The 12,394-nt window shown below is 60.9% G+C and carries 4 protein-coding genes and 2 pseudogenes; 3 read left to right on the top strand and 3 right to left on the bottom strand.

The features are described from left to right. Positions 1 to 45: 45 nt before the first annotated feature. Positions 46 to 1,146, bottom strand: a complete 1,101-nt coding sequence (gene sfnG / locus ACVW1B_RS00030; RefSeq protein ID WP_069276313.1) for a dimethylsulfone monooxygenase SfnG — start codon at positions 1,144 to 1,146, stop codon at positions 46 to 48. Between the two features lie 542 nt (positions 1,147 to 1,688). Here sfnG and ACVW1B_RS00025 point away from each other — a divergent pair. Continuing rightward, on the top strand, positions 1,689 to 1,970 hold the full coding sequence (locus tag ACVW1B_RS00025) for a hypothetical protein (RefSeq protein ID WP_141713299.1): 282 nt from the start codon (positions 1,689 to 1,691) through the stop codon (positions 1,968 to 1,970). A gap of 367 nt (positions 1,971 to 2,337) precedes the next feature. Here ACVW1B_RS00025 and ACVW1B_RS00020 read toward each other — a convergent pair. Together ACVW1B_RS00020 and ACVW1B_RS00015 are read right to left on the bottom strand one after the other, a co-directional pair. Continuing rightward, positions 2,338 to 2,984: pseudogene (locus tag ACVW1B_RS00020) on the bottom strand (peptidase S10); the annotation flags it as partial. An 8-nt stretch (positions 2,985 to 2,992) separates the two neighbouring features. Beyond that, positions 2,993 to 4,338: pseudogene (locus ACVW1B_RS00015) on the bottom strand (IS5 family transposase). Positions 4,339 to 5,913: 1,575 nt separating this feature from the next. On the opposite strand from ACVW1B_RS00015, the gene ACVW1B_RS00010 reads away from it, so the two are divergent. Further along, positions 5,914 to 6,147, top strand: coding sequence for a hypothetical protein (locus ACVW1B_RS00010; protein WP_141713294.1), 234 nt, complete (start codon positions 5,914 to 5,916; stop codon positions 6,145 to 6,147). A 260-nt stretch (positions 6,148 to 6,407) separates the two neighbouring features. After that, positions 6,408 to 12,394: XopAD/skwp family type III secretion system effector (gene xopAD, locus ACVW1B_RS00005; protein ID WP_456821161.1), on the top strand; the 5,987-nt coding region annotated here is incomplete at its 3' end.

The following is a 12,394-nucleotide window of genomic DNA, read 5'->3' as shown; positions in this document are numbered from 1 at the left end:
ACGTCAGCATTCGTTGCCATCGCCGTCACGTCGAAAGGCTCCCTATCATTCGGCGGCCTGGGCGTGCGCGGCGGTTTTCGCCTCCAGCGCACGGACCAGCGGAATGACCCGGCGGCCGAAATATTCGACCTCCTCCTGGAAGTGCAGGAAGCCGAGCAGCACGAGATCGACGCCGACCTCCTTGAGCGCGACGATGCGCTCGGCGATCTGTTCCGGCGTGCCGATCAGATTGGTCTTGAAGCCGTCATTGTACTGGACGAGATCCTCGAAGCTGGATTGCGCCCAATTGCCCTGGCCCTCCGGCGAAGCCTTGCCGGCATTCTTCACCTCATGTCCGAACGCATTGACCGCCTCCGGATCGGCCTTGACGATGATCTCGTCGAGCACGGCGCGGGCCTCGACCTCGCTATCGCGCCCGATGGCAAAGGCATTGACGCCGATCTTGACCGAGTGATTGTTGGCGCGCGCCTTCGCCCTGATGTCGTCGACCTGCTTCTTGATCTCCGCCACCGAATTGCCGTTGGTGAAGTACCAGTCCGACACCCGCGCGGCCATGTCGCGCGCGGCGCGCGAGCTGCCGCCCTGGAAAATCTCGGGCAATGGATGCGCAGGTTTCGGCTTCAGCGTGTAGTCGGAGAAGCGGTAGAAATCGCCACGGAACGTGAAATTGTCCTGGGTCCAGATTCCGCGCAGCGCGCGGATGAATTCCTCGGAACGGCGGTAGCGCTCGTCGTGATCGAGCCAGGGCTCGCCGATCGCGGTGAACTCGCCGCGGAACCAGCCGCTGACGATGTTGACGGCAACGCGGCCCTCGGTGAGCTGGCTGATGGTCGCGATCTGCTTGGCTGCGACCGCCGGATTCCACGGTCCGGGCAGCAGCGCCGCGATCACCTTCAGCTTAGTGGTTGCGGCGAGCAAAGCGTGGCTGAAGGCGACCGGCTCGTGCTGGAACTCGGCGCCGTAGCCGGCGGTGAAGCGGATCTGGCTCAGCGCATAGTCGAAGCCGCTCTGCTCTGCGATCTGCGCCAGGCGGCGGTTGTAGTCGATGTCCCAGCCGGTTCGCTGCTCGATCTTGCTGATGACCAAGCCGCCCGAGACGTTGGGCACCCAATAGGCGAACTTGATCGGATCATTGCTGGCGGTCATTCGAATGTCCTCATTCGGTTGCGATGTGACGACGCGCGCCACGGGAGGTGGCAGCAGGATGCATTCACGCTGCGCGGGACAGCGGGTTGGTAAATGACCGACTGACAATTTGTCAGTTCGGATGTTTTTGAAAGGTCGGAGCGGTCAGCAATTCCGATCCGCGACGCACGACCAGTGCGTCAACAGCAGATCGTGCGACACGACGTTCGCAATGCGCAGGCGTTGATTTCGTCGAAGACGTCGGTGCAAATCATTAGAATTTCCCCTCGCAAGCACCATCGGCTGACGATCAAGTGTCTCAGAGAAATTGCGGGCGAGCGAGTCCAAGCCAAACTCTTTTTTGCCCAGTCCGGGAAAGCGGTATTCTCTTCTTCAAAACGAAATGCGTGGTTTGTTCCTGCGCGGCTGAAATCACGTCGACGATGATGCGCAAGTAAGATTCGACCGCTCGAGGATTCGAGAACAAAATGAGTGCAGGAGAACTGCCTTCTCCTTACCAAACGTTTGCGCGCCCGGCGCAGCTACGTAAAAGCAGATAACGCTTGAGACATTTTCTCGGAGCGATCTTTTCTGGTCGAAATGCATCGTCGACGATCGCTGAACGCAACACCTCGGGAACGATCGCGTTCCCGAGGTCGAAAGGTGATACAGGGAGCGGCGCCTACTTCATCATCGCGCCGGGGACGATGTCCTGCACGTCGTTAACATTTGCACAGCTCGCTGGGCGCTGCGGTTCCCATGATCTGAACGAGCCGCTCCTTTTGCCGCCAGAAAAATTGCCGATCCTAAGCTGGCTCGATATCAAGCCGTCAAAATCACTGTGACCAGCCACTGGTAGTTCCAGTGTACCGACCATCACGCACGATCTTTCCGGCCCTCTAGATGAGGTCGCCAGGGCTCAATCGACACACCAAGTCGTTGACTTTTTTTCATGCGCCTGACGAGCTGCTCCCATCGGTATCGGGCGCCGCATTGTGCTTGGAACGCTGCGATTACGTTCCACAACACGGGGTCATGTTGGAAGCCATTGAGAGATACCTGGTTCACACACGAAACTGGCCTCGAGCCATACCTGATTGAAGACGAAGGCGTCTGATGATCGGAGCGGGGCTAGGATTCCATCCGCATTTTGAGAAATCGTGGATGTTTGCGCGAACGCCAGGTTGCTTGTTACCGAGTCCGTCGGCGGCGTTACTTCATCATCACTTCGACTTCCGCGCGAAAAGCTTGCCGCGAGGCGTCTCGTGAATAGAACATGTGGCCGCCCGGAAAGACCACAAGTTTGATGCGCGGAGTGGAGGCAGATGGCGGCAATTGATCGAGCACGATTTGTGATCCGAAATACGGCGTGGCGAGGTCAAACAGCCCGTGCGCGACTAGACTAGCAATTTCATGTTCCGGTCCGTTGCCAGGATTTGCCGCAGCTCCGAAACTGACTCCGGAGGGCTGCGGCCGAAATCCCAAGCCTCCATGACCTTGGGGTTGCCCAGTTCATAGGAGCCGTCCGGCCGCCAGCTTAGTTTGCGTGTGAGGAGATCGACAGTGGCGCTGGTCAGAGGCGCCACCAGCGTATCGCCAGAGGGATCGCCGGAAAGTTGGAAATCGGACTCCGGATATGGATCGAGGCCACGCACAGATGCATCATACCGGCCGATCAACTTGCGGTTCTTACGGTCGAACTCGCGGCGGAACTCGGCGACTTCGAAGCGACCGGCGAGCCTACGACTGACCGCTTGGTCGATACCAGTCAGCGCCGCGACCTTGTCAGCCAGACGCGTAGTCGCTTCCTTATCCGCCTGGCCTTTGATGAGATCGACCAGAAACTCGCCGCGTACATAGTCGTCCGTTAACAAGCGGGGTCGAGGGCGACTGGGGTTGCGAAGGCGGGCCAAAGAGCGATCAGGATGAAGCGCAAGAGCTTCCTGAGCCAGGCGAGGATGCGGCGGAAGTTGTGGCCCATGGCTGAGAGGACGACGTTGGCGGCGTCTCCTGGCGGCCCTTGAGGTAGCAGCGGCCGAGGTGACCTTCGGCCTTCAGGTGTCCGATGATGGGCTCGATGGCGGAGCGGCGGCGCAGCTCGCGCTTGATGACACCGAAGACGCCGCGCTTCTGGCCGGAGATGAAGACGCGACGGGGATCTTGCGCGTCGTGGCCGCGGTATCCCTTGTCGACATAGGCGCGCTCGATCGCACAGCCGGTGAGTGTCTCGGTGCGGTCGATGGCGTCCCGCAAGGTGTGACCGTCGTAGGGGTTATCGGGCAGCGCCTTGGCGTGCAGCACGAACAGGCCCCCAGGAGCACGGCGGTTGTTGGTGACGATGGAGGCCTTCACCCCGAACTCGTAAGGAGCGCTGGCCTTACCCTTGCCGATGCACTCCACCTCCGGAGCATGGAAGGAATACAGCTTCCAGCCGCGCTGGCGCTGCTGCTGCGAACGGATCTGCGTGGCCCGGCTGAGCGGCAGTGCGAACGCGTTCTCGAGCGCTTCCTGCCCTTCGATCTTGCGGCGGATGTCGCGGATGATCCGGCCCAGTCGGCTACGCAGGATGCGCAACTGCCGCTGATGCCGCTTGAATTGCTTGGCATGGGCGTAGCGGGAAGCCATCATTGCCGCGGCCTTGGCAATGCGAAGATAGGATTGTCGCAGCTTGACCCCGTGCTTCCTCGCCAGGCGGTTGAGCCCCTTGATCGCCGCGTGCAGCAGCTTGGCATCGGTCGGGAAGGTGATGGCCTTCGGCTGCACGGTGGTATCGACCGTGACCCGCTTGAGGTCTTGGCTGCGTAACGCGCCGGTCTCGTGCGCCACCCGCAAACTCTCGGCCAGCAACAGTTCCAGCTTGTCGCCGAGCCGCTTGCGCCAGTGGCTCAGGTCCGAGCGCTCGTGCGGGAACGCGTGCTGAAAGAACTCTTCGCCGGTGAAGTACTGGAAATACGGGTCGTGGACCCAGCGCTCGCACAGCCCCTCATCGGACAGGCCGTAAATGTGCTTGAGCAACAGCAGCCCGATCATGAAGCGGGTCGCGATGCCCGGCCGACCGTTCTCGCTATAGAGCGGCGCGATCTCGCCGTCGATCCAGTCCCAATCGACCTTGCCGGCGAGTTGAACCAGCTCGTGCTTCATATTGATGATTTGGTCCAGCCTGGCCCGGAACAGATCGCCCGATCCCGTCGTCCTGTGCTTCTTCGGTCGCATCGCCACCTCCGATGCGCCGACGGAATCATGACTGGCGATTCGACGGAATCCTGAAAATGAAATTGCAAGGTTCCGATGCCCGAAGCTTCAAAATCCTGCAATCGCAAAACAGTCCGCAACGACAAATGCGATTCTAGCTCAATTGCTTAGCCGATCTTCACGGACGACCGCCTATCTCAGTCCGTCATCACCCAGCTTCCCGCATAGCTCGTTGACGGAAGCCTCCCAATCCTTGGCGAGACGTCGGCAGCGGTTGAGCCATGCCAACGTCTCGCCAAGGATTGGGAGGCCTCCAGAGTCGAGCTTGGCTCGGGTGCGCGTCGCCGCAAAGCCTATGACGGAAGAGCGACGAAAGTTCAGGAGTGCCACTCACGCGACATAGAGCGCAGAGCTTGAATCGGACCCTGCGTCAAGTTGTACAGTCCGCGCAGACGTGCCCGCGAAAGCACTGACGAATGAAGCAACCGTTTTCTTTTGTACTATGTTCTACTTTCGGTTTGCGGGCCCTAATCGGAGTTGCGCTTGCTGTCCGTCGCTCGACTGCACCATACACGATACTGATCGCGAGCCAGCCTCTAGGTGATCGGAATGGGCACATCATTGTCAGTCTTCAATACGCCTGTCGCGTTGCCGATGGGCAATCGAAGGGCGCAGGAATCGCGGCGATCGGTCAGCAAATGGGCAGCGAAAAGGGACGTACTTGGCTCCGCTTGCGTTCACCGCGAGCTCGAAGTCTCTTGTGCCTAAAGGGGAGCATGCAATTCAAAGAGCTTCGCGTGTTTGGCGGTCGCTGATTCGGCGAACCCATTCGGTAGTCATCAGACCACGAGGATAGCGGTCGAGCCGACAAGTGGCTGTCGCACTCGTCAGGGCAGGGCATCCAGGTACATTGGATAAAGATAATGAGACGCATTGACGAGGACGACAAGTCGCCCATTTCGGAATTTGGTGCCGCTGAAGGTCGAGGCGCTGACGGTTCGAGCGCTGGACCGGCTTGTGTTCCTGGTGAAGAGGGGCGATCGTTCAGTTCCATTGTGGATCGGATGCGTTCCGAGCTTGAGGATTCAGGTCCTTCGGATTCTCGCAGCATGCAGCGCGACAGCGGTGCAGGCCGATTTGCCGCTCCCTCCGCCGGCGCACATCGGCTCCTTGGGGCCGCGCTGCAGGGCGCAATCGGTGGAAGTCGTCGTCGTTTGCGCTCCTTGCCGGAATCCGGCTCGTCGCGAACTGATGGGGAACTGCGGCATGACGATCCAGAGGCGGAAAGCTCGCTAGGACGCCCTCTCCCGTCGCACGGGGGGGGTGGACCAGAAGGGGGACGCATCCAGAATGTCCAAACCCCGGGCCTGCAACGGCCTTATGGAACGTACCATGGGAGACCAAGGCGAGATGAGGGTTTCTCGCGTCAAAGTGGCGAGGAGCTCTGGCGCGACGATCGAGAGGCTGAAAGCTCGCACGCGAGCAGACCCCCACTGGATACGCAGTCCGTGTCTGAGGGAAGTGGCAGACCAGGAAGGTGGTACGTCGCCGATGCGCCTGCGCAACCATTCCAGCCTGGGAGCTCGGAGCGAGCCCGTGGAACTTATCGTGGCGCAGCCAATCTGGAAATTACTCCATCGGCTTCGGATGGTGACCGGCAACGCGCCGATCGGACCACTGACCGCCCGCAAACAGGCAGGCTGGCGCCGTATGGCCAATCCATCTCTGACCGAAGCGGCCGAACCGGAAGGTCGCATGTCGACAATGCTGCCCTGCAGAACGTCCAAGTTGGAATACCGGAAAGGCATTCTAGACGTTCGGATGAACTAAATGCCGCCTTGAGGGAAATCGCCAGCGCTCGCGACATCAGCGTTTTCTCACGCGCAGTTGTACGTTACAGCAAGCAGCTGGGAAGGCAGGATCTATCAGACTTTCTGCAAACCGCAGCTGCCCGTTTCGATGCTCGATTTGTGCCGCAGTTGGAGGAAAATATCCGGTTCTCGTGGGGGTACGCCACGACATGCAATGTGGTGAGCCGGGAAGCTGGAGGGGAGGCCGGCACAAGAGCTTGCCAGGCCTTAGCGGTTCGGATGTCGCGCCTCGACAAGGCGCTTATGAAGCAAATTGATCCCATCGCTCTTTCTCTGTTCGCATTATCGTTCGGCCGACATTCCTCGGCGGCGAGCTGTCGCGAGGCTGCCGTCGCCATCGCCGGTGAGGTGCCGTCCCAGCTCTCGCGTTTTGACCCGCAGGCGCTTTCGAACCTGGTGAACGGTTTCAGCAAATGGCCGGGCGCGTCGGACTGTCGCGAGGCTGCCGTCGCAATCGCCGGTGAGGTGCCGTCCCAGCTCGCGCGTTTTGCTCCGCAGGCGCTTTCGAACCTGGTGAACGGCTTCAGCAAATGGCCGGACGCGGTGGGCTGTCGCGAGGCGGCCGTCGCAATCGCCGGTGAGGTGCCGTCAAAGCTCTTGCGTTTTGCCCCGCAGGAACTGGCGAACCTCGTGAACGGTTTCAGCAAATGGCCGGACGCGGCGAGCTGTCGCCACGCTGCCGTCGCAATCGCCGGTGAGGTGCCGTCTAAGCTCTTGCGTTTTGAACCGCAGCACCTGGCGAATCTGGTGAACGGTTTCAGCAAATGGCCGGACGCGGTGGAGTGTCGCGAGGCTGCCGTCGCAATTGCCGGTGAGGTGCCGGCCAAGCTCTTGCGTTTTGACCTGCAGCACCTTGCGAACCTGGTGAACGGTTTCAGCAAATGGCCGGACGCGGCGGGCTGTCGCGAGGCTGCCGTCGCAATCGCCGGTGAGGTGCCGTCGCAGCTCTCGCGTTTTGCCCCGCAGGCGCTGGCGAACCTGGTGAACAGTTTCAGCAAATGGCCGGACGCCGCGGGCTGTCGCGAGGCTGCCGTCGCAATCGCAGGTCAGGTGCCGTCCCAGCTCTTGCGTTTTGATCCGCAGGCGCTGGCGAATCTGGTGAACGGTTTCAGCAAATGGCCGGACGCGGCGGGCTGTCGCGAGGCTGCCGTCGCAATCGCAGGTCAGGTGCCGTCCCAGCTCTTGCGTTTTGACCCGCAGGCGCTGGCGAACCTGGTGAACAGTTTCAGCAAATGGCCGGACGCCGCGGGCTGTCGCGAGGCTGCCGTCGCAATCGCAGGTCAGGTGCCGTCCCAGCTCTTGCGTTTTGATCCGCAGGCGCTGGCGAATCTGGTGAACGGTTTCAGCAAATGGCCGGACGTGGTGGGCTGTCGCGAGGCTGCCGTCGCAATCGCAGGTAGGGTGCCGGCCAAGCTCTTGCGTTTTGTCCCGCAGCACCTGACGAACCTAGTGAACGGTTTCAGCAAATGGCCGGACGCGGTGGAGTGTCGCGAGGCTGCCGTCGCAATCGCGGGTCAGGTGCCATCCCAGCTCTTGCGTTTTGCCCCGCAGCACCTGGCGAACCTGGTGAACGGTTTCAGCAAATGGCCGGACGCGGCGGGCTGTCGCGAGGCTGCCGTCGCAATCGCAGGTCAGGTGCCGTCCCAGCTCTTGCGTTTTAACCCGCAGGAGCTGGCGAAGCTGGTGAACGGCTTCAGCAAATGGCCGGACGCGGTGGGCTGTCGCGAGGCTGCCGTCGCAATCGCAGGTCAGGTGCCGTCCCAGCTCTTGCGTTTTGACCCGCAGGCGCTGGCGAACCTGGCGAACGGTTTCAGCAAATGGCCCGAAGAAGCATTCACGGGCCAAGCGACGGTCGCAATCGCTCGCGAGGTCCGTCGCCGTGGCGATCAACTCTCCCATTTTACTCAGCAGGCGCTGGCGAATCTGGTGAACGGATTCAGCAAGTGGTCGGAAGACCCGGACACTTGCCAAGCCGCGGCCGTGATCGCGGGTGAGGTCGGTCGCCGCGCGCTCTCCGATTTCACGCCGCAGCAAATGGCACATCTGATAAATGGCTTCAGCAAGTGGCCCGACGACGCAGCGTGTCACCGGGCGCTGGTGGATGTCGCACGCGGACTAGGCCGCGCAGGCCAACGCTTCGGTACCTTCACGACGCCTCAGTTCGGCATGATCGCCAATGCCCTGGGGCGAAGTATCGTGAGAGGAGAGGAGGCGGGCGAGATCACAGAGACCGCTCTGCTGAAGGATCGCTTGCATCAGCTGGCCCATCACCTTCACTACGACAATGATCGGCTGGAGCAGAGCGATGTTCGGACCATCGCCAGCATTTTCAAGGCCTTGGCGAAGGCTCGACTATTCGAAGATCTTGGCTCGCTCGCCTCGACCGGGTTGGATCGGCTCAACGAATTGCATCGTGCCCCTGGTTTTGCCGCTGAGAATAACCTCGAAACCATGGGCAATCTCTGTGCCGCGCTGGTGCCGCTGGCGCGCAGCCCGCACCTGCGCTGGCACCGCAGAGTGGCTCTCCACTTGCTGAACGATCTCCAGCCGGTCGTGGAGCAAAAGATCGAGGCGCACTTCAATACAAGCGCGGCAGAGCGCATCCGTGGGCCGCGCGCGAGTCGCAATCCTGCCCTCTCGATCTATCAGATGCTCAAGGCTCGTGCAGTCCTGGCGAACATGTTCAAGCGACCGGTTATCGAGGGCAAGAAGGCCGATTTGCGGAAGAGGCAGCAAGAGCTGCGGCACGGTACCAAAGAGATCCTGGCCGGCACGCGCGACCTCATCCAGGGCGATCTTTCCAACATGAGCTGGAACCTGATCGCACAGATCGAGGCGGAGAGCCCGGTCGATGCGCTCGACACATTCGTCGAGCAAAACGCGGCAACGATCCGGGACAAATATCCTGCGTCCACATTCGATGTCCACGAGGTATTGCGAGCCATGGATCACGAGCCGAGGCCCCCACAGGGCGAAGCGGGTCTGATGCGGTTGCCGGTGGTGGACATGCAAGGACGGCCACTGGCCACAGAGTCCGAGACACGATACTCGGTTTTTCATCGGCTGACCTCAGGCGCGATCGAGGTGGTCGCCGTCCAGCTGCCGGCAAAGCCGAGCGCCCTCATGCTGGCGCGCACGCTCACCTACAAGGGGGTGCCGTACCGCATGGACCTGTTCGGCGGCAGCAAGTTGAAAGCACCAAGACCGACCGTGCTCGAAATCGCCGCCCATACTCCAGGCGGACCGGCAGCACCGTCTTCGGGGGGAAAACTGCTCGCCATTCCCTATGCCGAAACCGCGCCGGGGACGTCATTCGAGAAGCTGTTGCGGGCCTGGGCCCCGTTCAAGGAAGCCTATTGGTACACTCAGCGCAGGGGGTTTGCGGCGCCACCCGCAATCAAGGATCTGGGCCCTCACGATTACGCGCTGGAGGGCGCCTTCAAGCTGTTGCTGACGCCAGACCGCCCTACCAACGAGGAGCATCCGTTCAAATTGACTGGACCGGAAGGCCCGATTGCTTTGCGACCGCATGATGGCTGTGGCTTTATCAAGGCCTCGCTCGCCGAACGTATGCTCGCTATTCGCCGGGCCGGCCCCCAGGAAGGCCCCGATCGAATGCCGGCCTATGGTGAGGGAAGGAGATCGTCCGTTCCTGCCTCGGCGTTGCAACATTATCCGCGCAGTGAGCAGGTGGCCGACGAGGCTCGCGAAAAGGCCAAGAGCTGGCTGGACAGCAGAGGAGGGGAAAGCCTGATAGGCGAGCAGCTGTTTCGCATGGTGACGGCAGGCCACATCGATGCTCCCGGTGGCGTTGCCGTCCCGTCCAGTGATGATTACCTCCATGTGCCGAAGTGCAAGAGTGAGACGTTAACGGGAACGGGGGGCGTGCTGATCGGGCGATCTCCCTATGACAAGCCTAACCTTCGCCCACTCGCCGCCGAGCGAGTCAGGTCGGCAGCTGACGGGGATCCGACTGCGGCATTCCTCGATAGATGCGTGGCCATGCAATACAGTTTCAGTGTCGCCCAGAAGTCGCAGGAGGAGCTGGCGGCCCACGACCCGAGCTTCTTTGCCAAAGGCATTCTGATCGTGGTGCCGGATGGGATGTGGCCGGCCAACTACGCGGACCGCGGGCTGGTGATGTCGGCCGAAGACGTCAAGTGCCATTCGAGCTGGACCGAGCGCAAAGACCGTGCAAACGTAGACACGCCGGTCGACTGTGTGGGTATCCTGCAGGCGACCGAAGTGTTCGCTCCGGGGTCGTTGGTTGCAGTCCCGACCGGCGAGCAGAAAAAGCTCGACGGCGACTTCGACGGGGATACCGTCGTTATCATCGGCGATCGGCCGCAGCTGTATGAGCATGTTCGCCAGTTCGATGAGAAGGAACAAGCTCGCGGAGTTCGCTCGCTCAAGCCGCCGAAGTCGTATACCCCGGCGATCGAGGGCAACAATTACCAATTCAGTCGTGCCAGCCAGATCCTCGCGGCGACGCGGAACGCGTTGGAAATTTATAGCGGCCTGCAGCGGAGCTTTCTGGCGCAATCCCATCAAGCACGGCGTTGGTTTGCTGAGCGCGCGGTTTTTGGAACTTACGAGGGGTTTCATCACGAACTTCAGCGCGACATCCGTCAATTGCTGACCAAGGAGCAGGTGAGCGCCCAGGATGTCGAGCACATGCTCGATAGAGCGAGGCCCGAGATCAAGCTTGCAGACCATGCAGTCGCCCACGAAATTGCCGAGTTGCTCGTCAACGACCTCGAGGCGTGGGCAGCGAGCACAGCTGAGCAGATGCTGCCCGAAACATCCGAAAGCGTGAGCGACACTAAACTGACTGTGAGCCCAGCGCTTGCGGAGCTTTTCCCAAGCCTGGCGGAGACTTATCCGGCAGCCGCTCACCCACGCGACCGCATCCAGTCCTTGCTCGACCACTATCCTCCGCGCATCACTCCGCGGCCGGATGGGTACATTGCCGATGACCTCGTGCAAAGCGCGAGCAATCTTCTGAGCCTCGGGATCAAGGTCGGAACGGACGCCTTCAAGTCCGACACGAGTGTCCAGCTCTTCATGAAGAAAAGCGAATGGCTCCAGGGGCTCCTGCAGCAGACGCCAGGCCTGAAGTCCGTGCCCTATGTCAAGAGCATGGCGGCGACCCTCAACCACGGACGGTTCAATGTCGACACGACCCTGGAGGATCTGAAGGACAATCCCACATTGGCAGCTTCAATCATGGAGGCCTCTATTCATCTTGCTGCGGAGAAAGGGATTCTGCCTGGCTTTGGCCGACAGCCTGCCGAGGCTTCTGCCATCACGTTGACGCTAACTCGCGAGCAGGCTTCAGAGCGCGCCCAAATCGAGGTCGCGCGCGCCGCAGCCGAAGAGAAGGAGATCACTGTAGCAGCACGTCAGGTTGCCAAGGACCTTGAGCTGTTGGGCATCGATGTGAAGATGCCCCATCTCGACCGTCGGTTAAGATCGGAAAGCTCCCTCAGAGACCAACTCATGGAGGTGAATGATGCCCCCGAAGGCGCCTCACTGCTGATCAGCAGCGCCGTGCGCCATGTCTTCGAAGTGCCCGACAAGGATTTTGCACGTGCCTTCACGAAAGGCATTCTGGCGTTTGAGGAGCAAGGCTACGCCGAAATCAGCACAACCAACTGGTTCAGGATGAGCGCTCCGACGTTTGTCGGCATGAAGACTGTGCTCGCCACGCCGGATGGCTACCGATTCGAGGCGGAGTTCCATACGCCGGGCAGCTACAAGGCCAAAATTGCCAATCACGACACGTACAAGGAACTCCAGCGACGGCGCAGAGGCGATGCACCGGATCCCCGTAAGATGGAGCAGCTCACCCAGCGCGTGCGCGAGGTCTGCAAAGAAGTTGCGATACCGGAGGGTGTCAGAAACATTCCCCACTTTTCGATCGAAGGGGCGCGGACAGCTGGCGTCGGCGCAACCCTCGGGTTGCGATCTGCCCAACAGACCGCGACGCCCGAGCGATCACCGACTGCAAAGGAAGTTGTCGCTGCCCTCGACGGCCGGCCGATCGTGCTCGTCGGCATGCCCAGCTCCGGCAAATCCACTATCGGCCCACATCTTGCGCGAAGACTAGGGCTGCCTTTCATCGACACCGACAAAAAGATTGAGGCGATGACTCGCATGTCGATCACGGAGATTTTTGCAACCAAAGGGGAGCAGTATTTCAGGGA

The sequence above is a fragment of the Bradyrhizobium sp. USDA 4502 genome (assembly GCF_054063355.1).
Note: the sequence above shows the minus strand (reverse complement) of the source record. Positions and strands in the feature narration are given on the sequence as shown.

Coding starts and splice junctions, on each gene's coding strand:
- sfnG (WP_069276313.1), bottom strand. CDS start 1,146: ATGACCGCCAGCAATGATCCGATCAAGTTCGCCTATTGGGTGCCCAAC.